At 66.2% G+C, this 23,528-nt stretch carries 23 protein-coding genes; 9 read left to right on the top strand and 14 right to left on the bottom strand.

Annotated elements, in window-relative coordinates:
• Positions 1 to 83: 83 nt before the first annotated feature.
• On the top strand, positions 84 to 1,346 hold the full coding sequence (gene glcF, locus J0M27_RS17655; RefSeq protein WP_294994789.1) for a glycolate oxidase subunit GlcF: 1,263 nt from the start codon (positions 84 to 86) through the stop codon (positions 1,344 to 1,346).
• Positions 1,347 to 1,350: 4 nt separating this feature from the next.
• Here glcF and J0M27_RS17650 read toward each other — a convergent pair whose 3' ends face one another.
• From J0M27_RS17650 to J0M27_RS17630, 5 genes are all read right to left on the bottom strand, one after another.
• A complete protein-coding gene (locus J0M27_RS17650) occupies positions 1,351 to 1,575 on the bottom strand; it encodes a hypothetical protein (protein WP_294994786.1) in 225 nt (74 codons plus the stop codon).
• Between the two features lie 93 nt (positions 1,576 to 1,668).
• A complete protein-coding gene (locus J0M27_RS17645; protein WP_294994783.1) occupies positions 1,669 to 2,472 on the bottom strand; it encodes an alpha/beta hydrolase in 804 nt (267 codons plus the stop codon).
• Between the two features lie 5 nt (positions 2,473 to 2,477).
• The gene (locus J0M27_RS17640) at positions 2,478 to 2,921 is read right to left on the bottom strand and encodes an HIT family protein (RefSeq protein ID WP_294994780.1); all 444 of its coding nucleotides are present in this window, start codon (positions 2,919 to 2,921) and stop codon (positions 2,478 to 2,480) included.
• Positions 2,922 to 2,943: 22 nt separating this feature from the next.
• The gene (locus J0M27_RS17635; protein WP_294994777.1) at positions 2,944 to 3,252 is read right to left on the bottom strand and encodes an MTH1187 family thiamine-binding protein; all 309 of its coding nucleotides are present in this window, start codon (positions 3,250 to 3,252) and stop codon (positions 2,944 to 2,946) included.
• Positions 3,253 to 3,266: 14 nt separating this feature from the next.
• Positions 3,267 to 4,118: an NAD(P)-binding domain-containing protein gene (locus J0M27_RS17630; protein WP_294994774.1), complete on the bottom strand. Its 852-nt coding sequence runs from the start codon at positions 4,116 to 4,118 to the stop codon at positions 3,267 to 3,269.
• Between the two features lie 232 nt (positions 4,119 to 4,350).
• Between J0M27_RS17630 and J0M27_RS17625 the strand changes: the two genes are divergently transcribed.
• Entirely contained in the window at positions 4,351 to 4,842 is a 492-nt protein-coding gene (locus J0M27_RS17625) for a hypothetical protein (RefSeq protein WP_294994771.1), read from the top strand.
• A 185-nt stretch (positions 4,843 to 5,027) separates the two neighbouring features.
• On the opposite strand, the gene J0M27_RS17620 is transcribed toward J0M27_RS17625, so the two are convergent.
• A complete protein-coding gene (locus J0M27_RS17620) occupies positions 5,028 to 5,450 on the bottom strand; it encodes a cobalamin-dependent protein (RefSeq protein ID WP_294994768.1) in 423 nt (140 codons plus the stop codon).
• A gap of 40 nt (positions 5,451 to 5,490) precedes the next feature.
• Positions 5,491 to 7,122: a methylmalonyl-CoA mutase family protein gene (locus J0M27_RS17615; RefSeq protein ID WP_294994765.1), complete on the bottom strand. Its 1,632-nt coding sequence runs from the start codon at positions 7,120 to 7,122 to the stop codon at positions 5,491 to 5,493.
• A gap of 378 nt (positions 7,123 to 7,500) precedes the next feature.
• On the opposite strand from J0M27_RS17615, the gene meaB reads away from it, so the two are divergent.
• Complete coding sequence (meaB, locus tag J0M27_RS17610; protein ID WP_294994763.1) at positions 7,501 to 8,472, top strand: methylmalonyl Co-A mutase-associated GTPase MeaB; 972 nt, start codon at positions 7,501 to 7,503, stop codon at positions 8,470 to 8,472.
• 139 nt (positions 8,473 to 8,611) lie between these two features.
• Here meaB and J0M27_RS17605 read toward each other — a convergent pair whose 3' ends face one another.
• The gene (locus J0M27_RS17605; protein ID WP_294994760.1) at positions 8,612 to 9,955 is read right to left on the bottom strand and encodes an AMP-binding protein; all 1,344 of its coding nucleotides are present in this window, start codon (positions 9,953 to 9,955) and stop codon (positions 8,612 to 8,614) included.
• A 299-nt stretch (positions 9,956 to 10,254) separates the two neighbouring features.
• The gene (locus J0M27_RS17600) at positions 10,255 to 10,881 is read right to left on the bottom strand and encodes a TetR/AcrR family transcriptional regulator (protein WP_294994757.1); all 627 of its coding nucleotides are present in this window, start codon (positions 10,879 to 10,881) and stop codon (positions 10,255 to 10,257) included.
• 330 nt (positions 10,882 to 11,211) lie between these two features.
• Here J0M27_RS17600 and J0M27_RS17595 point away from each other — a divergent pair, with 330 nt between their 5' ends.
• Entirely contained in the window at positions 11,212 to 12,360 is a 1,149-nt protein-coding gene (locus tag J0M27_RS17595; protein ID WP_294994754.1) for an ABC transporter substrate-binding protein, read from the top strand.
• Positions 12,361 to 12,474: 114 nt separating this feature from the next.
• Here the strand turns inward: J0M27_RS17595 and J0M27_RS17590 are convergent, their stop codons facing one another.
• Positions 12,475 to 13,368, bottom strand: a complete 894-nt coding sequence (locus tag J0M27_RS17590; protein WP_294994750.1) for an EamA family transporter — start codon at positions 13,366 to 13,368, stop codon at positions 12,475 to 12,477.
• 211 nt (positions 13,369 to 13,579) lie between these two features.
• Here J0M27_RS17590 and adk point away from each other — a divergent pair, with 211 nt between their 5' ends.
• The 3 genes from adk (at position 13,580) to J0M27_RS17575 (ending at position 16,788) form a co-directional block, all read left to right on the top strand.
• Positions 13,580 to 14,242 (top strand): adenylate kinase, encoded by a 663-nt coding sequence (gene adk, locus J0M27_RS17585; protein ID WP_294994747.1) that lies wholly within the window; start codon positions 13,580 to 13,582, stop codon positions 14,240 to 14,242.
• Between the two features lie 67 nt (positions 14,243 to 14,309).
• Positions 14,310 to 15,485 carry a hypothetical protein gene (locus J0M27_RS17580; protein WP_294994744.1) on the top strand — a complete coding sequence of 392 codons (1,176 nt, stop codon included), beginning with the start codon at positions 14,310 to 14,312 and terminating at the stop codon, positions 15,483 to 15,485.
• Between the two features lie 82 nt (positions 15,486 to 15,567).
• Positions 15,568 to 16,788 carry an HD domain-containing phosphohydrolase gene (locus tag J0M27_RS17575; protein WP_294994742.1) on the top strand — a complete coding sequence of 407 codons (1,221 nt, stop codon included), beginning with the start codon at positions 15,568 to 15,570 and terminating at the stop codon, positions 16,786 to 16,788.
• A gap of 179 nt (positions 16,789 to 16,967) precedes the next feature.
• Here the strand turns inward: J0M27_RS17575 and J0M27_RS17570 are convergent, their stop codons facing one another.
• From J0M27_RS17570 to J0M27_RS17555, 4 genes are read right to left on the bottom strand one after another with little or no spacing between them, the layout of a single operon-like run.
• Complete coding sequence (locus tag J0M27_RS17570; protein WP_294994739.1) at positions 16,968 to 18,743, bottom strand: response regulator; 1,776 nt, start codon at positions 18,741 to 18,743, stop codon at positions 16,968 to 16,970.
• Positions 18,740 to 21,157 carry a PAS domain S-box protein gene (locus tag J0M27_RS17565; protein ID WP_294994736.1) on the bottom strand — a complete coding sequence of 806 codons (2,418 nt, stop codon included), beginning with the start codon at positions 21,155 to 21,157 and terminating at the stop codon, positions 18,740 to 18,742. Before J0M27_RS17565 ends, J0M27_RS17570 begins: the two co-directional genes overlap by 4 nt.
• Positions 21,158 to 21,175: 18 nt before the next feature.
• On the bottom strand, positions 21,176 to 21,313 hold the full coding sequence (locus J0M27_RS17560) for a hypothetical protein (RefSeq protein WP_294994734.1): 138 nt from the start codon (positions 21,311 to 21,313) through the stop codon (positions 21,176 to 21,178).
• Positions 21,314 to 21,333: 20 nt separating this feature from the next.
• Positions 21,334 to 21,663 (bottom strand): hypothetical protein, encoded by a 330-nt coding sequence (locus tag J0M27_RS17555; RefSeq protein ID WP_294994731.1) that lies wholly within the window; start codon positions 21,661 to 21,663, stop codon positions 21,334 to 21,336.
• A gap of 91 nt (positions 21,664 to 21,754) precedes the next feature.
• Here J0M27_RS17555 and J0M27_RS17550 point away from each other — a divergent pair, with 91 nt between their 5' ends.
• Together J0M27_RS17550 and J0M27_RS17545 are read left to right on the top strand one after the other, a co-directional pair.
• Positions 21,755 to 22,780, top strand: coding sequence for a hypothetical protein (locus J0M27_RS17550; RefSeq protein ID WP_294994728.1), 1,026 nt, complete (start codon positions 21,755 to 21,757; stop codon positions 22,778 to 22,780).
• Positions 22,781 to 22,983: 203 nt separating this feature from the next.
• Positions 22,984 to 23,528 (top strand): hypothetical protein (locus tag J0M27_RS17545; protein ID WP_294994725.1); only part of this gene is annotated, 545 nt, incomplete at its 3' end.

The raw sequence follows: 23,528 nt of genomic DNA, 5'->3' as shown, positions 1-23,528 counted from the left end.
CCGACCTTTGCGGCGCGCCCATCGAATGATGAATCCCGCGAACCATTTTGCCGGTCGCGGGCAGATTGAACCGGAGTCCTGAAATGCCCATCGCGCTTGCCGAAAAATATCGCGGTACCGCCCACGGCGAGGAGGCCGCCGCCATCCTCGGCGCCTGCGTCCAGTGCGGCCAATGCACCGTCAACTGCCCGACTTTCCGCATCCTCAACGACGACTGGGACAGCCCGCGCGGGCGCATCAGCCTGATCCGCCAGTTATTCGAGGGCGAACCCAGCGGCGCCGACCTGCAACTGCACCTCGACCGCTGCCTGACCTGCCGCTCGTGCGAGGCGATGTGTCCCGAGGGCGTGCGCTTCGGCCGCCTGCTGGACATCACGCGGGAGCAGATCGAGCCGGTGGCGAAGCGCGGCACCAAGGAGCGCCTGCTGCGCCGCGCGCTGCGTGCCGTGGTGCCCTACCGGTCCCGCTTCACGGCGCTGCTGCGCGTCGGCCAGGCGCTGCGCGGCGTGCTGCCTGCCGATGTGCGCGCCAAGGTGCCGCAAAAGCGCGTGGCCGGGCCCTGGCCCGCCGCCGGCCACGCGCGCACCATGCTGGTCTGGCAGGGCTGCGTGCAGCCGGCCATCGCGCCGGACATCAACGCCGCCGCGGCGCGCGTGCTCGATCGCTGCGGCATCCGGCTGGTGGCGGCCAAGGCCGGCTGCTGCGGCGCGCTGAGCTACCACATGGCCGAAACCGGCGAGGCGCGCGACTTCATGCGTCGCAACATCGACGCCTGCTGGCCGCAGATCGAGGCCGGCGCCGAAGCCATCGTCATGACAGCCAGCGGCTGCGGAGCCCACGTGCGCGACTATGGCGCGTTGCTGGCGGACGATCCGGGGTACCGCGACAAGGCGCGGCGCTTTTCGGAACTGACGAGAGACATCGCCGAGATCATCAGCGATGAGCTCGCCGCCGGGCGCCTGCCGGCCATTCCGCCGCAGCCGCGCTCGCCCGACCGGCGCGTCGCCTACCAGTCGCCGTGCAGCCTGCAGCACGCGCAGAAGCTCAAGGGCGTGGTGGAACGCCTGCTCAAGCACGCCGGCTACACGCCGACTCCGGTCGCCTATCCCTTCATGTGCTGCGGTTCGGCCGGCAGCTACGCCATCCTGCAGCCGGAAATTTCGGGAGCGCTGCGCGCCGCCAAGCTCGACACGCTGCTGTCGACGCGGCCCAAGATGATCGTCACCGCCAATATCGGCTGCCTGACCCACCTTGCCGAAGCCTCGCCGCTGCCGGTGCGGCACTGGATCGAACTGCTCGACGAAACGCTGGCGGCGACCGCTCAGGCGAAGCCCGGCGCGGCATAGGCCGTCACGCCGGCGGCTTGCCTTTGGCGCGGACCAGCTTGAGCGCGAGCAGCAGCGCCGGCAGCAGGTGCCAGAACACGTCGAAGATGTCCAGCGGCCGCGTCAGACGGCCTTCGCCGAGCATGCGCAGCTTTTCCACCAGGTGCGGCTCGGGCACGAAGGGCGCGCCGAGCATGAATACGGTCGCGGCTATCAGCACGACAAGCGGAATCTGGTCCAGGAGTTTCATGGGAATGCTCCGGTCGGTTGTCGGGAGGGGCCGCATTGCCGTGCCGCCGGCGACCGCAGGAAGTCCCTTTGGGACGCCGACTCTTGAATTGCGTCAGCCACCAAGCGCCTCGACGATCGCCGGCGTCGCGGCCGGGTCCTGCACGAAGAACAGGTGGCCGCCCTCGAATTCGCGATGGGCCGCTCCGGCGATGCGCTGTGCCATCCGGCGCTGCACCTCGGGCGCGGCGATCGCGTCGTGGCGGCCGGCGAACACACTGACCGGCAGCGCCAGCGCGGGAAGCCGCTGCCAGGTGTCGTGGTGCCGCCGCGCTTCCATCTGGCGCCGGGCGCCCTCGCGTGCGGCGGGGTCTTCGTCGGCCAGATGCAGCGCGGCCAGGCCGTCATCGACCATGCCCTGCCACAGCGCCGGGTGTTCGGCCTGCCATTGCGGCGTACGCCGGGTGTCGGCCAGTTCGAGGAAGCGGCGCACGCGCGTGGCATCGTCCAGCGCCGCCAGTTCGTGCATCGGGTGGGACGAGCCGCCGGCGCCGCCGGCGCTGGTGGACATCAGCACCAGGCGCGTCACGCGCAGCGTATGTCGCAGCGCGAGTTCCTGCGCCACCATGCCGCCGAAGGAATAGCCCAGTACCGCAGCGCTGTCCCAACCCAGCGCATCCATCAGGCCGGCGGCATCGTCGGCGTAGTCGGCCATGGTGTAGTCGCGTGCGGGCTTGCCGCTGCGGCCCATGCCGCGCTGGTCGAAGGCCAGCACGGTAAAGCGGTCGGCCAGGCGCCGGTCGAACTCCGTCGGCAGCCGCCGCAGGTCGCCGCCGGTGCCCCAGATCTTCAGCAGGCGCGGTCCGCTGCCCTCGGTGTTGTAGCAGAAATCGATGTCGCCGAGGCGAATGAAGGACATGTCGCTCAGCCCGCGAGCGCCGCGCGCAGGAGCGCCGCGCAGGCCTCCAGGGTTTCGCGCGGCGGGTCCTTGCGCGGCCAGGAAAACGTGATGCCGTCGCCGGCATGGCGCGGCACGACATGCAGGTGGAAGTGGAACACGGTCTGCTCGCCCTCCTTGCCGTTGGCCTGCAGCAGCGTGATGCCGGGCGGGTCGAAGGCATCCTTCGCCGCCCGCGCGATCTTCTGCGCGGTGCGCATCGAGGCGGCGGCTTCGTCGGTGGTCAGGTCGAGCAGGGTGGCGGCGTGGCGCTTGACCGCCACCAGCACATGGCCGGGATTGACCTGGCCGAGGTCCATGAAGGCCAGCGTCAGCTCGTCCTCATACACCCGGGTGGCGGGAATTTCGCCGGCAACGAGGCGGCAGAACAGGCACTGGCCGGGCGGCGTGGGATCGATGAAGGCGGGCATGGGGCGCGGATTGCGGCGTGGTTCAGGTGCTCAGCTTGCGTCCGAGGCGGTCCTCGACGGCGGCCACCTTGGCCTTGATCCGCCCGCCGGGGCCGGCGCGGTAGTCGATCTTGATCTGCGTGCTGATGCGTTCGCAATCGGCGCTCATCGCCTCGAAGCAGGCTGCCACCACCGCCATCACCTCGGCCCATTCGCCCTCGATGATGGTGCCCATCGGCGTCAGCTGGTAAGGCAGGCCGCTCTGGTCGATGATGTCCAGCGAACGGGCCACGTAAGGACTCAGGCTTTCGCCCTTGCCGAAGGGCGACATGGAAAATTCGAGCAGGACCATGGCGGCTCCCGGGTTCAGCGCTGCACGGCGTCGATCGCCAGGACGCTGACGTCGTCGGCGCCGTGGCCGGCCGTCAGCAACTGGTCCATCCGTGCCGCGATGCCATGCAGCAGGGCCAGCGGGCGGGCGCCGGCCGTCTCCAGCATCAGGCTGACGTCCTTGCGCGCCATCGCCAGTTCGAAGCTCGGCGGAAAATCCCCGCGCGCCATGTTCGCACCGCGCGTCGCCACCATCATGTTGAGGTCGAGCAGTTCCATCATCCCGATCGCGTCCTGTCCCGGCACGTCGCAGGCTTGGGCCAGCGTCAACACGTCCGCCATCGCCGCCGACAGGCTTAGGATCAGTGCGTTGCCGAAGAGCTTTTTGGCCGCCGCGAGGTCGCTGCGTTCGCCCTGGTATTCGAGGCGTCCCGTCATCGCCGCGAGGTCCGCCTTGACCGCCTCGAACAGCGCGGCCGGCCCGGCGGCGAGCATCGATCCCCTGGCGTTGCGCGCCATCAGCGGCGTCATGAACACGGGGCAATGCAGGTAGTTCACGCCAGCTGCCGCCAGCTTTGCCGCGCGTGCGGCGGTCAGTGTCGGCAAGGTCGTGCTGTGGTCGACGATCACCGCGCCGGCGGACAATCCCGCGCGCGCCGCGGCGATGATGTCATCCACCACCGGATCGTCCTTCAGCACCAGATGCACGCGCGATGCGCCGCGCACCGCTTCCGCCGGGGTCGCGGCGATCGTGATGCCGAATTGCGCCAGTGCCTGCGCCTTGCTCGCCGAGCGGTTCCATACCGTGACGCGGTCGCCACGCTGCGCCGCCGCTTCCGCGAAGGCCGCGCCGAGCAGGCCGGTGCCGAGAAATGCAATGATCGCCATGGTTGGTTTCCTGTAGGTTGGGGTATTGCCGGAGGGGTTGTGCCGGCTCTGCGACCGGCATGCCTTGCCAAGGATTTTACCCGCGCCGATGATTGCCCGGCCCCGGGGCCGGGCACGAATCTAGAGGGCGTCACCCAGGGTTTTAGGGTGTCCGCTCTAGGCAAGCCCGCTAGAGTCCGATCGCTGGATGGCAGGCCCACTGGCCGGCCCGTGAATGATGAAAGGAACAATCATGCTGAAGACCAAAAAGCTGCTCCCGAAGGATCTTGCCGCCAATCAGGTCGTGGTCGCGATGCGGGAAGCCGCCGTCAATGTGCTTTCGGCCAACCTGAACGTGCTCTACGTCGCCCGCGACCAGGGCAAGAAGGTATGGGGCGTGCTGGGCGCGACGGCCGGCAACCTGGCCGGGCAGAACCTGAAGCTGCTGCGGACCACGGTGGCCGCCGCCAATGACAAATCGGTCGCGGCGTGGGAGGCGGTCGAGCAGGTGCTGGAAGCGCGCGTGATGCCGGTGCTGGACAAAGTCGGGCTGGCCGCACCCGCGCAATTTGGCGTCGATCTGCTCGGCAAGGGCGTGCACCGCGTTTCGGCACAGGTGGTCGAGCTGACCCGCGTGCGCCGGCCCGCCGCCAAGCGTCCGGTGCGCAAGCCGGTCGCGAAGAAGGTGGTGACGAAGTTCGTGGCCAGGCGCCAGGCGCGTCCCGCTGCCAAGCTGGCCGCCTGATCGACTGAGCGGTCCATCGGCGCCGTATCGCCGGCGCCGACTTTCCGCTTGTCCGTTCGTGCCCGGAGGGTTTGAAGCCCCTCGACGGGTTTCTTCGTTCGCAAAAAAAAAGCGCGCCCGGGGGCGCGCTCAACTCCAGACGGGAATGCGTCCGGGAGGAGATCCGTCCGGCGCCTCGCGCCGCGTCAGGCGGGGAGTGCGGCGGCGTTCGAGCGGCGGGTGTTGTTCGCCAGGTAGTCGACGATGTCGCTGCTCGCCGAGCCGGGTGTGAATACTTTCGCCACGCCCCTGGCGGTGAGTTGCTCGATCTGCTTCCTGGGGATGTTGCCGCCGCAGACGACGATGACGTCGTCGAGGTCGTTGGCGCGCACCAGGTCCATCAGTTCCTCGATCAGCGAATAGTTGGCGGCGTGGGAACTGATGCCGATCGCGTCCACGTCTTCCTGGATCGCCGCGTCGACAATGGTCTGCGGGGTCTGGTTCACGCCCAGGTAGACCACCTCGAAGCCGGCGTCGCGCAACAGCATGGAGACGACTTCGCCGCCGGTGGTGTGTCCGTCGAGTCCGATCATCGAGACGATGACCTTGAGTCCGTTGCCCTTTGCCATGATGTGTTTCCTCTTCTGATGTTTTGTTCGTCGCGCCGCGTCACGCGGCTTCCAGTTGGAAATCGTAGGGGCAGTCGATGACCTTGAAGGGATCGTAGCTGAGGCCGCGCGCCATGCGGATCACGCCGATCACCTCGCCGGCCGTGGCGTAGGCCTCGACAGCCTCCACGATGGCCGGCATCAGGTTGAAGCGGTCGCCCTTGCCGGCGTCGGCATGAAGCTGGCGCAGCCGTGCGGTGACCAGCGGCATGTCGCGCGTTTTCTTCCAGGTTTCCATGCGTGTGGCGATCGCCTCGGAATCGCCTTCGTGCACTTCCTGGATCGGAATTTCGAAGTCCTCCTCGGGCGCGATGACGAGGTGGTTCACGCCCACCACCAAGCGTTCCCTGGTATCCACTTCGCGGAACTTCTTGGCCGCCTCCTCGCGCAGCATGGTCTGGATGTAGCCCTTTTCGACGGCGGCGATCATGCCGCCCAGGTCGTCGATCTCCTTGAGGATGCGGTAGGCCTCGGCCTCGACCTGGTTGGTCAGCGCCTCGACGAAATAGGAGCCGGCCAGCGGATCGACCACGTCGGTGACGCCGGTCTCGACCGCGACGATGTGCTGGGTATTGAGCGACATGCGCGCGGCCAGCGCGGAAGGCTCGGCGTAGGCGTTGTCCATGGTCGCGTTGTCCAGCGCGGTGCAGCCGACGATGGCGCCGGCCAGGGTCTGGATCGCGCAGCGCGCGATGTTGTTGAGCGGCTGCTGGTAGGTCATGGTGCGGCCCGAGGTATGCACCGCGATCAGCATCTGGCAGGACTTTTCCTTCTTCGCCTTGAAGTGGTCTTTCGCCATGCGCGCCCACATGCGCCGCATGGCGCGCACCTTGGCGATCTCCTCGAAGAAACGGCTGCCGATGCTTACCAGTTCGTAGGGCACCATCGCCGCGTCGTCGAAGTCGAGCCCGCGCTCGTTGACCAGTTTGCCGCAGAGCTCCTTGTACATCGACAGCACCACCGCGATGGCCTGCGCGTTGTTGCCGCCGGATTCCTGGAAGTGCTGGCTGATCACGCTGGAGCGCATGCGGATCTTGTTGCGCACCACGTATTCCGAGGCGTCGAGCCAGAGCTTGAGGTTGAGGTCGAAAGGCTGCACGTCGGTCTGGCCGAAGTAGTTCTCGAACGGCGATTCCATCACGCTGCCATGCACTTCGCTCGGGTCGATGCCGCGCTTGCGGGCCAGTGCAACGACATAGGCCAGGCGCAGTACCGTCGGCGCCGAGGAGCCGAGCAGGGTGATCGACTGGCCGGTAAGGGGGATGCCGTCCATCAGTTCCTCGAACTCCAGCAGCGAGCAGCCGGGCCAGCCCAGCACGCCGGCCTCGCGCCTGGCATTGGGGTGGTCCGGATCGATGCAGTCGGAAAAGACGCGGTCGCTGATCACGCACATGCCGCCGCGCTGGCCCATCTCGCGGTATTTCTTGAGCACGCCGTTGGCCTGCACGGAACTGCCGAGGCCGGCCGTCATGCGCTGGGTCCACATCCGCGTGCGGTAACCCTCGGCGTGGTAGCCGCGGGTGTAGGGAAAGCTGCCCGGGTTGCCGAGATCCTTGTCGTAGTCGAAGCCTTCGATGTCCTCGGGAGAATAGACGCTCTTGATCTGGTAGCCGTAGTCGGTTTCACGCTTCATGGGTGCTCTCCGGTTGGGGTCAGGGCCAGCGCTTGCGGCGGATGCGGCAGGGGAACGAAACGCTCAGTGAGGCGAGTATAAAACCAGCCGATCGGTCGGTCAACTGATTTGTGCGGGCGCTGTGGTCGTGCTGATCCGGCTACGGATGGTTTGCCCCGGCGACGACCAGATTAGGCGCCGAGTGGCTAGTCACAAAGCCATTTCAGCTTTCGCCGCAATGACGCCTTGATGGCGTGGCGACGCGTCCCCGCAAGTGCCTGGGACACAATGACGAAAATCCATTCTAAAAAGCGACCGTATGGACGGCAATAAGCGATATACTTTTCGCACCGGGTGCTAAGCCCGGCCCTTGTCGAACCTTCGAGGCCTGCGACCATCATGACCACCGAACCCGATTCCGACCTGGCCGCCACCGTCGCGGCGGTGACCGCCGGCCAGATACGCGCCGGCACCCGGCTCATCAGCCGCATCGAGCGCGGCGATGACGGCGTCACGCCCATCCTGCGCGCGCTGTTCCTGCACGGCGGCCACGGCCGCGTGATCGGCGTCACCGGTCCGCCCGGCGCCGGCAAGAGCACGCTGATCAATCGCATGGTGGGCCACTGGCGCAGACAGGGCCGTAGCGTGGCGGTGCTGGCGATCGATCCGTCGAGTCCCTTCACCGGGGGCGCGGTGCTCGGCGATCGCCTGCGCATGGGCGACCACAGCGGCGATCCCGGCGTCTTCATCCGCAGCATGGCCTCGCGCGGACAACTGGGCGGCCTGGCCAGGGCGGCCGGCGACGCGCTCACCGTGCTCGAAGCCATGCCTTGGGACGTGGTGCTGGTGGAGACGGTCGGCGTCGGCCAGAATGAGACCGACGTCATGCGCCACGCGGCGGTCGTGGTGCTGCTGCAGACGCCGATGGGCGGCGACGACATCCAGGCCGCCAAGGCCGGCATCACCGAAATCGGCGACATCTTCGTGGTGAACAAGAGCGACCACCCGGACGCCGAGCGCACCGCGCGCTACCTCGAGGACATGCTCTCCCTGAGCCAGCGCCTGCATGGCAACCGGTCCTGGCATCCGCCCGTGGTTCGCACCCGGGCAGCGAGCGGGGCGGGGGTCGAGGACCTCGCCGCGCAGATCGACAGGTGCTTCGCCACGTTCGCCGCCCATCCCGAGTTGGCGCGCGCGCGGATGGCGGAGCGGGTCAGGCATCGGGTCTCGGAGATCCTGCGCCATCAGCTCGACCGGCGCCTGAAGTCGGAAGCCAGCCCCTTGCTCGATCCGCTGATCGAGCCGGTGCTGGCGCGCCGCGGCGATCCCTACGCGGTGGCCGACGAGCTGCTGGCGCGCATGTTCGCCTGAAACTGGACGCGCCGTCGCCACGTTCGCCCTGAGCCTGTCGAAGGACCCTCGTTGCGGGTCAGGTGGTTCGACCGTTCGACTGGCTCACGATCACCACGAACGATCAAGTGCGCGGCATTGGTACCTGCTCGACAGGACGTCAGGCCTTGGCTTTGCCACGCCGGTGCACGCGCACCGCCTTGGCTTCGTAGCGCGGCAGGAAGCCTTCGTCGTGGCATTCGACGGTGACGCGGATGCCCAGGCGCGAGTGGATCGCGTGGCCGATGCGGTACTGTATGTCCTCCCTGGGCATGGTGCTGGCCTTGCTGCGCTCGACGGCGACGGTGAGTTGTTCCATCGCCTCGTCGTCCTGGTCGATGTAGATGTGCCAGGCTTCCTTCACCGCGCCTTCGGTGGCGGCGATGATGTCTTCCACCTGGGTGGGGAACACCATCACGCCGCGCACCTTGATCATGTCGTCGCTGCGGCCGATGATGCGGCCGATCTTGGGCATGCCGTGGCGCCCGCAGGGGCAAGAGTAGGCGTCGGCCGACAGGCGCACCAGGTCGCGGGTGCGCCAGCGCACTACCGGGCTGGCGTCGCGGTCCAGCGTGGTGATCACGATTTCGCCGATTTCGCCCGGCGCCACCGGCTTCAACGTCGCCGGGTCGACCACTTCGGTGATGATGGTGTCCTCATTGATCAGGTGCATCTCGTCCACGTCGTGCGAGTAGGGGCAGGAGATGCTGACCAGCGGGCCGCCCGCTTCGGTGGTGCCGTAGATGTTCTGCGCCATGAATCCCGGCGGCATTTCGGCTTCGAGCTGGTCGCGGAAGGCGGCGGAAATCGACTGGCCGCCGAAGACGCCGACCCGCAGCTTCCACGCCTTGCGCGGGTCGATGCCCTGCGCCTTGGCCATGGTCACCAGGGTCATCAGCCACAGCGGCGAGAGGCTGCAGGCGGTATAGCCGTGGTCGGAAAGCCAGGTCGTGACCAGGTCGCCGCGGCCGGGGCCGAGCGGGAAGTTGGTGGCGCCGAAGGCGGCGAGGCCGATGTCCATGGCCAGGCCGCCGATCCACAGGCCGTAGCCGTAGCCCTGGTAGACGCGGTCGGCCGGAGTCATGCCGGCAGCGCGCAGCACGCGGCACATCTGGTAGGGGATCAGCTGCTTGAGGTCCTTGTCGGTGAGGCCGAACATCACCGGCAGGCCGGTGGTGCCGGAGGTGGCGACGAAGCGCCGCACCTGCGACATGTCGACCGTCAGCATCGGGAATGGGTAAAGCGCGCGCAGGTTGGATTTTTCCAGCGTCGGGGCGTGGTGCAGGCTGTCGAAATCACCCAGGTCGCGCGGCGTCATGCCGGCCTTCCTGAAATGCTGCACCCACTCGGGGGAACTCTGCAGGCGCGCGCCGAGGGCCTTGAGCTTGGTTTTCTGGATGGCGACGATGCCGTCCCGGTCGAGCTTTTCGATCTCGGGATGTTCGAACTGGATTGCCTTGTCCATTGCTTCCTCCTCGGCCCGGGGTTTTTGGTTGTCCGCTGTGGCGCCATCCAGCCGCGCCGCCCTGTTTGCCGAAAATAATACACACGGCCGACCGGTCGGTCAACTAATTATTGGCGGCGTGGCACGGCAGCTTGGGGTGGGGGAAGAGGGTGGTTGGAACGGTACGGCAGTGCCGACCCTGGCCCCGGCATTGCCGCAAAGGGGAAATCCGGAGGTTCTATCGGCGAGAGTCACTGGGTTCCCGCTTTTGCGGGAACGACGCAACAGGCTTCTGCGGCGCTCGTCGTCGCCGCGCTAAATCAGGCCGGCTTCTGGATGCCGGAATAGTCGGTGTGTTCGAGCCCGTTGAGGAACAGCTCGGCCGCCAGAGTAGCCAGTTCGACCGGGGCCAGCCGGCCCTTCTCCGAATACCAGTTGTCGGTCCAGTTGATCATGCCGAAGAAGAGCATGGTCAGGGGCCGGCTGAAATCGGGGTGGTCCTTCAGCGGCGGGTGGATGCTCTCCAGCAGGCGCTCGATGGCCCGGATGATGCGCCGTTCGGTGGCGACGACGAACTCGCGGTCCTTCGGCTGCAACGCGTCGATGTCGCTCATCAGCACCACATGCTGGTTGCGCGAGGCGGCGCGCGTGTAGCTTTCGACCAGCATGCGGGTGAAGGCGAGGAACTTGGCGCGCGGCGGCTCGGAGGTGTTGAGCGCGGTATCGACGATCTCGGTCACCGTTTCCAGGTGCTCGGTGAGCATCGCGCGCAGAATTTCACTCTTCGAATCGAAGTAGTGATAGACCCCGGCCTTGGAAAGCCCGGCCGACTCGGCGATCTCGTTGATCGACGTGCTGGGGAAACCCTTGGTGGCGAACAGCTTGGCCGCGTTGTCGATGATGGCCTGCTTGACCGAATCGTAGCCCTGCGATCTTGTTCGCGCCATGTCTTCCCAATCGCCGAAATGCGCAGCCCCTGCGCAGCGCCGGAATGCTAACACAGGGCCCCGGCTGCGAATAAAAGCCGATCGAGCGGATTGCGAATAGTCGGCGCTGGTGGCACGGCGTTGGGTCTGGCCGGCAACGCCTGCCTTTATTCGCGTGTTTGTGCGTGGCGTGGCATTGATAGTCGCGGTACTGCGCAATTCAAATAAGTTGACCGACCGACCGGTTTGTTATACCGTCGGCCGCCGTGAGCTGCGGAACCACGGCTCGCATGGTCGGCCTGCCGCCGCATCGAACACCACGTCAGCGCATCACATCAAGAGGAGAAACGCATGAAGATTCGGAAACTGTTGGCCGGGTTCGCCGGTTCCATCCTGTTCGCCGCGTCCGCGCAGGCGGAAATCAAGATCGGCGTGATCTATTCGGCGACCGGTCCCGGCGCCTCGGTGGGCATGCCGCAGCAGCGCCTGATGCCGGTCCTGCCGACCACGCTGGGTGGTGAAAAAGTGCGCTACATCGAACTCGACGACGCATCCGACACCACCACCGCCGCCAAGAACGCGAAAAAGCTCACCACCGAAAACGCCATCGACGTCCTCGTCGGCCCGTCGCTCACCACCAGTTCGCTGGCCGTGCTCGACGTCATCGCCGAATCCGGTACGCCGATGATCAGCCTCGCCGCCGGCGCGGCCATCGTCGATCCGATCGACGCCAAGCGAACGTGGGCCTTCAAGACGCCGCAGAGCGACGCCATGATGGTGGCGCTGATCGTCGAGCACATGGCCAAGAACGGCAGCAAGCGGGTCGGCTTCATCGGCGTCAATGACGCCTACGGCGAGGGCTGGTGGCGAGCCTTCAGCAAGCTCGCCGAGGGCGCCAACATCGCCATCGTCGGCAACGAACGCTACGCTCGCACCGACACCAGCGTCACCGGCCAGATCCTCAAGCTGCTGGCGAACAATCCAGACACGGTGTTCATCGCCTCCTTCGGCACGCCGGCCGTGCTGCCCCAGGCGGCGCTCGCCGAGCGCGGCTTCAAGGGCAAGGTGTACCAGACGCACGGCGTCGCCAACAACGACTTCCTGCGCCTGGGCGGCAAGAACGTCGAAGGCACGCTGCTGCCATCCGGCCCGGTGCTGGTTGCGGATCAATTGCCGGCGGACCATCCGTCGAAAAAGCAGGGCCTCGAGTTCGTCGCGAAATACGAAGCGCTGCCCGGCGCCGGCGCGCGCTCGCCGTTCGCCGTGTATCTGTGGGACGCGGTGCAGATCCTCGACAAGGCGATTCCGGTTGCGCTGAAGTCGGCCAAGCCCGGCAGCGCGGAATTCCGCAAGGCGCTGCGCGACGCGATCGAAGGCGCGAAGGACGTCCACGGTTCGAACGGCGTCTACAGCATGTCGAAGAGCGACCACATCGGCCTCGACAACCGCGCCCGCGTCATGGTCCAGATCAAGGACGGCAAGTGGGTGTACGTGCCGTAATCGGCGGGTGGGGCAGGGGTGGCGGCTGCCATCCCTGCCGTATCGCCGGCGACCGAAGGAAGTCCCTGTGGGGCGCCGGCTGTCGAAGACCGGCCGCGCGCCTTATCCCCTCGCTCAACCCCTTGCCGCCAGCGCCGCGCGCAGCCGCGGCCACAGCAGGTTGATCGCCAGGCCCGCCAGCACCAGCGCGGCGGCGGCGAGCTTCCAGGGCGGCAGCGCTTCGTCCAGCCACAGGGCGGAGGCGCCCATGCCGAACACCGGCACCAGCATCGCCATCGGCGTGATGGTCGCCGCGGGGTGGCGCGCCAGCAGCCAGCCCCAGGCCGCGTAGCCGAACAGCGAATTGCCCCAGGCCTGCCAGACCACCGCCGCCCAAGCCGCGCCATCGGCCGTGGCCAGTGCCGCCGCTATCGCGTCCCAACCCTCGACCGCGAGCGACAGCGCGACCAGCGGCGGCACGGCGAAGGCGCTGGACCACACCACATAGGCCAGCATGTTGGCAGGCGCGCCCTGTTTCGCCGCGATGTTGCCGCCGGCCCAGGCCAACGCTGCCAGCAGCACCAGGAGCAGGCCCAGCGGCGTGGTGCTGCCGTCGGTATGCAGCACGATCACGACTATGCCGCCGGCGGCCAGCAGCAGGGCCAGCCACTGGTAGCGACGCACGCGCTCGCCCGACATGCGCATCGCCAGGGCGATGGTGAAGAACACCTGCAACTGGATCACCAGAGAGGCCAGGCCCGGCGAGATGTGGCCGTTCATCGCCACGTAGAGCAGGCCGAACTGGCCGAAGCCGATCAGGAAGCCATAGAGCGCCAGATTGCCCAGCGGCACCGCCGGGCGCGCGCAGAAGAACAGGCCGGGCAGCAGCACCAGGCCGAAGCGCAGAGTCGCCATCAATAGCGGCGGCAAGGCCCCCAGCGCGAACTTGATGACCACGAAATTGATGCCCCAGACGGCCACCACCGCAAGCGCGAGCAGGAAGTGGCGCAGGGGCAGGGCGGCGGGCATGCGGGATTGTCGCACGCGGCTGCGAGGACAACCGGGCCGTTTCGATTTCGCACTGTCGCCGAGACCATTTGCTTATCGAAACGGTAAGAAATCCTGATTTTCGCTTGCCTTCCGAGTTGACTAGAGTGACGCCGCTATGCCTGCGACAGAGTGGGCGCCAGAGCCGCGCAAGACAAGCCGGCCGCACGAATCAAACAATAGGAGGCAGGCAATGAGAGTCATATTGCTGGGCGGCCCGGGGGCCGGCAAGGGAACACAGGCAGGTTTCATCAAGGAACAATTCGGCATTCCGCAGATATCCACCGGCGACATGCTGCGCGCGCACGTCAAGCAGGGCACGGAACTCGGTCGCCAGGCCAAGGTGGTGATGGACGCGGGCGGCCTGGTTCCCGATGAGATCATCATCGGCATGGTGAAAGCCCGCCTGCAGGACGACGATTGCCGCAACGGCTACCTGTTCGACGGCTTTCCGCGCACGATTCCACAGGCGGAAGCCATGAAGACGGCGGGCGTGCGCATCGATGCCGTGGTCGAAATCGCGGTTGATGACGAGGAAATCATCCGCCGCATGTCGGGCCGCCGGGTGCATCTTGCTTCGGGACGCACCTACCACCAGGTGTTCAATCCGCCGAAGGTCGCCGACCACGACGACGTCACCGGCGAACCGCTGGTGCAGCGCGACGACGACAAGGAAGAAGTCGTCCGCCAGCGCCTGCGCGTGTATCACGACCAGACCCGGCCGCTGATCGATTTCTATTCCGGCTGGTTCAGCCGCGAACCCGCCGCCGGGCGCTACATCCGGGTGGCCGGGATCGGCAAGGTGGAGTCGGTGCGCGACGCCATTCTCGACCGACTGGCAGCCCAGCCGGCCTGAGCCTGGCGCGACGGTGTTGCCGGCACAGCTCCAGCGACACCGCGCGCGACAGGGGCATCTTGCCTGAATGACCAAGTTGACGCCATCCGGCCCGCGGGAGATCCTCACGCCCTACCGCCCCATTCCCCTGGATGTTCCGCAGGGAATGAAGCCCAACGAGTTCTTCAATAGCGCCGAGAACCTGGCCGACCTGGTGCACAACAACGGCCTGCTGCTGAACCCGGAAGGCCTGCTGCTCTACCGCAAGGCGCTGGGCCACAGCAACGAGTTCGACGCCTCGATCATCTACAACACCTCGCAGCGCATCCTCGACCCGCTCGGGCGACCGGTGCGGCGCACCCAGCTGCCGGATGTCGTGCGCCAGGTGTGGAACCGCATGAACGGGATCATCTTCTCCTTCATGCTGGAACTCTATCCGGACCCGGAGCGGCACCTGCTGCTGGCCGGCGAAGCCAGCCTCGACGCCACCTGGCCCTTGACCTCGCCCGGCGTGCCCAGCATCCGCATGCTGCACAACCATTTCATCGCCTTCGACCAGGCCGCACTGCGCGCTGCGCCGCTGGCCGACCCGGACAACCCGAACCTGACCGACGGCGGCCAGCACTCGCTGTTCCAGGCCCACATGCGCGAGGTGTATCGCAACTTCTTTGCCGGCCTGGAATTCGCGATCCTCGAACCCTGCGCCGACGCCGACTGCCGGCTGGCCCTGACCGGCTACCCGCAGGGCCTGCCGAGCTGGAAGGTCAGGGGCGGCGCCGCCGCGTTGAAGGAAGTCCGCTTCTGGCGCGAGTACGACGTGCTGCTCAAGGGCTTCATCGACTTTTACCGCTGCTTCTTCTCGCAAGTGTCGACGCGCAATGCGCCGCTGCCGGGCGACATCTCCTTCCCGGCCCTGGTCGAGGACAGGCTGCAGTTCAACAATGACTTCCTCAAGGCGGCCAAAATGGTGCGCGACCGCTGCATCACCGACGCCCGCTATGCGAATGCCATCCGCTGGCAGCCGGCCTTCAAGCAGCTGCTCTACCGCAACGACGCGGGCGAGCTGATCGTCACCATCAGCCAGAATTCGATCGGCAATGCCATCACCGAACTGCTCGGCGTCGTCGTCAAGCGAGTGCCGGATGCCGAAGCCTACGGGCAGGCCGAGCCGGCGCTGATCGAGAAGCTGCTCGCGGTGCGGCGACGCCTGGTCGAGGCCGACCTCGGCGAGGGCATCGCCACCGCCCACTGGGCGAGCGCCTGAGCCGTTGGCCGGCCCCCGGCCCGCGCAGCGCATGAACGCGGCGGTGGTATGCTCTTCGCGAGCATTGCCGAGCGATTGATCGATGCCCCTGCAAATTGACCTCAGAAGCGCCGTATACGCGTTGTCCGACGCCCTCGACCTGGTCGGGGTGGATGACTGCCAGCACGGCAAGCGCGTCGCGATGATCGCGCGCGCGACCGGGCTCCTGCTCGGCCTGCCCGAATCGCGGCTGGACAACCTGGTCTGCGCCGGATTGCTTCATGACGTCGGCGTATCTTCAACTGCGGCGCACCGGCGGCTGGTGCATGAAATGGACGCGGACGACACGCAGGTCCATTGCGAACGGGGGCGCGAGCTGTTGCAGCCTTTCGCCCACCTCTCGCTGGTGGCCGAGGCGGTCCGCCATCACCACACGCCCTGGGTGGAACTGCCGTCCGGCCTCGACGAGGCCGATGCGATCGACAGCAACCTGATCCTGCTCGCCGACCGGGTGGATAGCCTGCTGCTGCGCGAAGGCCTGGGCAACCCGCTGGTGCACCGGGAGTGCATCCGCGACGAAATCCAGGCACTGGCGGGGCGCGAACTGGCGCCGGAGCTGGTGGCCGCCTTCCTCGGCGCCGCCGCCAGCGAGGCCTTCTGGATCGCGCTGGTGCCGCGCCATGTAAAGGCCTGGCTGGACGAGTTGCCGCTCAGTGCCTGGCGGGTCACCATCGATTTCCCGAACTTCCGCCACGTCGCCCGGTTGGTATCGAGCATCGTCGACGCCAAGAGCCATTTCACGGCATCGCATTCGCTCGGCGTCGCCCAGCTGGCGGGGCATCTGGCGCAGCGCATGGGTTTGGCCGAAGGCGCCCGGGCCCAGGTCGAGATCGCCGGTCTGATGCATGACGTGGGCAAACTCTGTGTGCCCGACGAAATCGTCGAAAAGCCTGCCCGCCTCACCCCGGTCGAGTTCTCGGTAATGGAGCGCCACAGCTTCGAGACCTGGCAGATCCTGCGCCATGTTCCCGGGCTGGAGGCCATCGCCGAATGGGCGGCCTTCCACCACGAGGCGCTGAACGGCCATGGCTATCCCTTCCGCCACAAGGGTGGTCGCCTGTGCATGGAAGCGCGCATCGTCGCCGTGGCGGATGTCTTCCAGGCCCTGGCCCAGGAGCGCCCCTACCGCGGTGCCCAGCCCGCCGAGGAAATCTCCGGGATCCTCGACGGCTTTGTCACCAAGGGCGTGCTCGACGGCGACGTGGTCGCGGTTGCCACCGAGGACATGGAAGCCAGCTGGTACGCTGCCACGCGGGCGCTCTGAAAGAGGACCCGGGCCATTCGTTTCGGCCTGAGGCAGCCTCGCCGCCGTGTCGTCGGCGCCGACTTTTCAGTCCGGATGGAGGAGATCCGCGTATCGGCCGTTTGCAGCCGGTCTCCTACCATTCGCCACGTTCCCGATTCACCCGCTTTTCGGTCAATCCGGCTACCGCTGGATCGCTGCTAAGTGTCAAGCCGACTCAATGAGTGCAACAAGGTCGTAAACAACTCGTCGGTTTTGAAGGGTTTGGTCAGGAAGTCATCCATCCCGGCCGCGACGCACCGTGCCTTGTCCTCGGTAAAGACGTTGGCGGTCATGGCGATGATCGGTGTTATCCGATAACCGGCGAGCTGGCGAATCTCCCGCGTGGCCTCGAGTCCATTGACCTTCGGCATTTGCATGTCCATGAAGATGGTGGAATAGATGGTCTTCCGGGCCAGGGTGACGGCTTCCGCGCCATCCTCCGCCGTGTCGACGACAAGGCCGACGGATTCCAGCAGTTCCTGGGCAATCTCCCTGTTCATCGGCTCGTCATCAACCACCAGAACGCGTTTTCCGGCATGGTTTTGTCGCAGCGCCGCCTCGGCCTGGATATCGGCGGGCGCCGCCGCCATGACCGTGGCCTCGTTGCCCTTCTTCAGCCTGGCCGTAAACCAGAAGGTGCTACCGACGCCTGGCGTGCTCTCCACCCCGGCTTCGCCGCCCATCAGTTCAGCCAGGCGCCGGGTAATGGCCAAGCCCAGCCCCGTGCCGCCATACTTGCGCGTGGTCGAGTTGTCGGCCTGCTCGAAGGCACAGAACAGCCGGGAAAGCGCCTCGGGCGCGATACCGACGCCGCTATCCTCGACGGCGAAACGCAGCAGCACCGAATCGGCGGTTTCCTCCACCAGGCCAAGATGCAGGATCACGTCGCCGCGCTCGGTGAATTTGACGGCGTTGGTGACGTAGTTGAGCATGGCTTGCTGCAGGCGCGTGGCATCGCCCACCAGGTTGGGCGGGAAAGGTACGGCCTTGAACTGTAGGCGCAGGCCCTTGGCCTTGATGGGTTCGGCGAGGATGGAGGCCAGGTTGCCCAGCAGTCCGGACAGGTTCAACGGCGTCTCCTCGAGGGCAAACTTGCCGGCCTCGATCTTGGACAGGTCGAGGATATCGTTGATGACCGACAGCAGGTGTTGGGCGGAAGCGTCGATGGTATCTAGGCGCTGGGCCTGTTTGCTGGTAACACCTTCGCGGCGCAGGATGTTGGCCATGCCGATGATGGCGTTCATCGGGGTACGGATTTCGTGGCTCATGTTGGCCAGGAAGGCGCTTTTGGCTATGTTGGCGGCTTCGGCCGCTTCCTTGGCGATGGCCAGCGCGGCGGTGCGCTTCGCGACCAGCTGTTCGAGGTGATGGCGGTGTCGCTGCAATTCTTCCTCGGCGCGCTTGCGCTCGGCAACCTCCTGTCGTAACTGCTCCAGCTTGCGCTCCAGCTTTTGCACCAGCCGGAGATTGTGTTCGCGCTGGTACGCGCCTTCCGTGAGCGGCGGCGTTGCCGCGAGCGCAGGCAGCCGGTGTGCGCGGAACTCATCCAGCACTTCGGCGATTTCCCCCAGCAGAACGCGGTGTTCGGCGGGCTTGATGATGAAACGCGCCGCCCCCAGGCTGAGTCCGAAGGAGCGATCTTCTTCGCCGGTGTAGGTGGCGGTGTAGAAGATGAAGGGGATGCGGGACAGTTCCTTGTCCTCCTGGCACTGGCGGCACAGTTCATAGCCGTCCATCGCCGGCATCAGGATGTCGCTGATGATCAGGTCGATGGCTTGTCGGCGCAGGGTTTCCAGGGCCTCTTTGCCGTTGCCGGCGACGTGCACCTGAAAGCCGGATCGCTGCAAACGTTTCTGCAGCACGGCGAGATTGGCTTGAACGTCGTCGACGATCAGGACATGTGTCGCGGGGCCGGATTCGATGGCATGGTTCATCGTGCGTCGTCCAGAATTTCAGCAATCGCTGCGCGCACCTCGTTAACCCGGATCGGCTTGGTGAGATAGACGGCAAAGCCGGCCACCAGTCCGCGCTCGACATCTTTGGGCATGGCATTGGCGCTCAAGGCAATCACCGGAATATCCTTGGTTTGTTCATTCTGGCGCAGCTCTTCCAGCGCCTCGAAGCCATCCATCCCGGGCAGATTGATGTCCATGATGATCAAGTCCGGCATTTTCGCCGCCGCCAGTTCCAGGCCCAGCTCGGCGTTGTGCGCCGTAATCAGCTCGATGTGGGCCATGCGACTGACGATCATCTCCATCAGGCTCGTGTTGGCCGGGTTGTCCTCGATATAGAGCAGTCGCTTGGCCGCCCGCCCGGGCTTGGTGACCGGTTCCGTGTGATGTGCGGCGGCATGGATCGCCGCATGATGGGCGTCCATGGCCCCCACCGGCAACTCCAGCCAGAAGGTGCTGCCGACATCCACCTTGCTGTCGAAGCCGATCTGCCCCTCCATCAGTTCCACCAGGCGTTTGGCGATGGTCAGGCCGATGCCGGTACCCTCGATGGCGCTGCCTTCCGCGCCGAGCCGGTTGAACGGGATAAACACCCCGGCCCTTTTCTCGTCCGCGATGCCCGGACCACTGTCGCGCACCGAAAAGCGCAGCCTCCCGGCGGCGGCCGGCTGGCAGTCCAGCCAGATTTCGCCGCCCTCGCGGTTGTATTTCACCGCATTGGACAGCAGATTGAGCAGCACCTGCTTGAAGCGCGTGTAATCGGCCTGCACGCTGGGCAGTTCGTACCCCGCCGTCAGGTCTTGGAGGTGGATGCCGCGTTTATCCGCCATGCTGCCGATCAGATCCAGGCAGGCGTCAAGCACATCGCGTGTATGCAAGGTTTCGATGGAGAGCGTCACCTTGCCGGCCTCGATTCTGGCCATGTCCAGAACTTCGTTGATCAGTTCGAGAAGATGATTGCCGCCCTTGAGTATCTGGCGGACACACTCCGCCTGCTCCTCGCTCAGCGGTTCCTCCGGGTTGTCTTCCAGCAATTGCGCAAAGCCGAGGATGGCATTCATCGGCGTGCGCAATTCGTGGCTCATGTTGGACAGGAAATCGGACTTGGCCTGGTTGGCCTTTTCCGCGGCTTCCTTGGCTTCCTGCAATGCCAGTTCGGACTGCTTGAGCTGGGTGATGTCGCGCAGGATCGCGGAGGCGCCGACGATATGTCCCGCTGTGTCTCTTATTGGCGAGATGGTCGCCGAGATTTCGACCGATGCCCCGTCCCTTGTGACCCTGACTGTCTCGAAATGGTCGATGCGTTCGCCGGCACCGATTCGCGCCAGGATGGCGGGCTCCTCATGGAGGCGGTCCGACGGAATGAGCTTCGCCATCGGCATGCCGATCATTTCCTGCGCCGAGTAGCCAAACAGCCTCTGGGCGGATGCATTCCAGCTGGTGACGACGCCATCGAGCGTCTTGCTCATGATGGCGTCCTCGGAGCAGGTGACTATGTCGGCCAAGCGGGCCAGATTGACCTCGGCCCGCTTGCGTTCGGTGATATCAATGACCGAAGCGAGCACGAACTTGCCGTCTGGGGCGTTGACGGGGTTCAGGCCAATCTCGATAGGCAATTCGCGACCATTTTTATGCAGGCCGAAGAGGTCGCGGCCGGCACCCATGGCACGCGCTTTCGGTGCCGTGAAAAAGCCGGATCGAGGCGCGGGATGCCGGCTTCGGTAGCGTTCGGGCACCAGTTTTTCGATCGCCTGTCCGACCAGTTCCTCCCGCGTGTAACCGAACAGTTTTTCCATCTGCGCGTTCGCCAGCGTGATCAGTCCGTCGGCGTTCACCATGACGAAGCCGTTGGGAGCGGCCTCGACAACGAGGCGGAAGAGATCTTCCTCACGTCTGTGTTGCCGGGCAGAGCGGCGCAGCTCGAGCTGGGTGACAACCTGGCGACCCAAGGCCTGCAATGCGGCCAGCTGGTCGGCGCTCATCTGGCGCGGGGTGCGATCAATCACGCACAAGGTACCCAGGGCGTGGTTGTCGGGAGCGATCAACGGCGCGCCGGCGTAGAAACGGATTTTAGGTTCGCCGGTGACCAGGGGGTTGTCTGCAAAACGCGGATCGAGCAGCGCGTCGTCGATCTCGAAAACCTCGTGCTGCTGCGAAATGGCATGGGCGCAAAAGGCGATGTCCCGGGGCGTCTCGGTGGCGTCGACGCCAACCCTGGACTTGAACCACTGGCGGTTCTCGTCAACGAGCGAGACGAGCGCGATGGGGGTCTGGCAGATATGAGCGGCAAGCAGGGTCAGATCGTCGAAGGCCTGCTCGGGCAAAGAGTCGAGGATGTCATAGCCACGCAGGGCGGCAAGGCGCCCGGACTCGTTGGCGGGAAGCGGCGCTTTCATGCGAGAGCCCGATTTTCGTCACGCACGGGAATGCGCTGTCGCAAAGTCAGGCTTGACAACGAGCGCATCAGGCTCCGGCATGCAGGCTTCGCGTGCCTCGATCGGTGCCAGAGTTTTGAGGACATTGCCAATCGGTTCGAACGGGATCGTGGTCATCATTTTCTCCCTGTTCATTTTCAGTCAAGTGGGCGCTGATCAATTCGCCACCCAAGTGAAGACAGAATCTCGTGCATCGATTTAACCAACCCCACCTTCGCGGGAACAAAGGAATCCAGTAAATCGATACTTGCTATGCATGCTAGAAGGCTAGCATTAAACCCCATCTTAAGCACAGGGACAATGGATTGCTCCATTGGGTTCGCTTCGGGCCAAGAGGCTTTCTCGAATGCGATGCGTGGAATCGCGAGATGGATAGGATATCCAGGGCGGCATTCGGGAGAAACTTCGACTCCGGCGGCCGGCAGCAGGGCCAGCCACTGGTAGCGACGCACGCGCTCGCCCGACATGCGCATCGCCGTGTCGCCGGCGCCGACTCTTGCGCGTCCAGTTCCGGTAGATTCCCGCTAGCGCCGTGATCAATGCGATGAAGGAGTCGAGATGTCGGTAACGTACCTCACCTGGAGCGTGCTGTCCCTGGTGGCCGTGCTGCTCGTTGTCCTGGCCCTGCGCGCCGAGCGCCGCCGCTTTGCCGCGCGCGGCAAGGCCGTGGCCTGGCTAGGGCTGCGGCTGGCCAGCCTGCCGATCGGCCTGGTCGCTGCGGCGGCAGTGTGGCTGCCCGCGCGCGCCGTCAATGGCCCGGAAGCGCTGGCCGCGTTCTACCTGCTGATGTTCTCGCTGGGTCCGCTCGTCTATTTTGGCTTGCACTGGCTCGCCGGCCGCATGGCGACGCCCGCCCTGAGCGCCGGCGAAGCGGCCTCGATAGCCGTCAGCGGCCTGCTGATGGTGATACTCCCCGCACTGCTGGCCAGCATGGCCTCGCCCTGGGTGCATCAACTGGACCTGGGTGCGCAGCAAATGCAGCGCAGCCTGGCAGCCGAAGCGCCGCTTGCCCACCGCATCGCGGACCGCCGGCGCTTGCTCCTGCCCGAGATCGGCGAGGTGCTCACCGAGCACTGGCAGGCGCCGCCCGGCATCAAGGTCGAGCGCATCGAATGGGAGCTGGGCGGCCAGTACCTGCAGACGGGCGACAGCACCGGCAGCATCCTCTGCCGGGACGGCGAGGACTTCCATGTTTTCCGCCTCACCGCCGATCCCGCCCCGCGCTGGCGCATGCACTGGCGCGATGCGGCAGGCAGCCTGCAGCGTTCCGCCTGGACATCGGCCCCCGCGGAGGCAGCGACCCCGGCGGCGGCGATGGCCCCGTCCTGGACGCCGGACGGCTTCGCGTTTCCGGTCCGCATCCCGCGCGATTTCGTGAGCGTCGAGCGGCGCTGGGCCTCGGGCAAGGTCCTGCAGTCCGGCGCATTGGATGGCCAGGCGCTACCCGCCCCGACCGATACCTGCCTGCCGACGCCCTACCGCAACCGCGATGCGGAATCGGTGGTGACCGGCGTCGCCATCCGGATGTGGCTGCGCGATGCCCGGCGCATGGGGCTTGCCGGCTTCAGCCGCCCGCCCGAGTGAGTAGCTGAGGGAAGTACCCTCGACGCGGTTGGGAAATGGCCTTTGCCAAGAGTCGGCGCTGGAGATACGGCGAATCGACGCCGCCACCCATCCCCCCGCCCGGCAATTCGCCCCCCGCTTTCCGCCATTCGTCGCACGCCCGGTGACGGCGGCGGCGGCGCTTTCTAGCATGGCCTCACCTTCAACCCCCGAGGAGTCATGCCATGAAGAAGTTTCCCATCCGCCGCCATTGGCTGGCGCTGGCCGCCGTCAAGCTGCTCGCCCTCGGCGCGGTGCTTGGCCAGCCACCGACGGCGCATCCCTTCATCCAGGCCGCTTACGCCGCTCCGGCTGCCGATGCCGGCTTCGATGGCGCGTTGCGCGAGTTCGACGCCGCGCGGGCCGATGAAAAGCGCGTCGATGCCGCCGTGGCCGCGTTGCGCGCCCTCCCGGCCGATCCGCAACGCCAGCCGCTGCAGGCGGCCTATCTCGGCAGCGCGCTGGCCATGCAGGGCAAGGCGGCGTGGATGCCGTGGAACAAGCTGAAATTCACCGAGCAGGGGCTGGACCAGCTCGATGCGGCGCTGGCCATGCTCAGGCCCGAACACGGCGCGGTGCAGGTGCGCGGCGTGCCGGTCAGCCTGCAGACGCGGCTGGTGGCGGCGGTGACCTTCGTCGCCGTGCCCGACGGCCTGTTCCACCGCCGCGCCGACGGCCGCAAGCTGCTCGCCGCGCTGCGCGCTGATCCGCTGCTGGCGACGGCGCCGGC

Origin of the sequence: Sulfuritalea sp. (assembly GCF_017302275.1) — a bacterium.
GTDB lineage: Bacteria > Pseudomonadota > Gammaproteobacteria > Burkholderiales > Rhodocyclaceae > Sulfuritalea.
The sequence above is the reverse complement of the archived record's forward strand: the minus strand, read 5'-3'. Positions and strand labels throughout refer to the sequence as shown.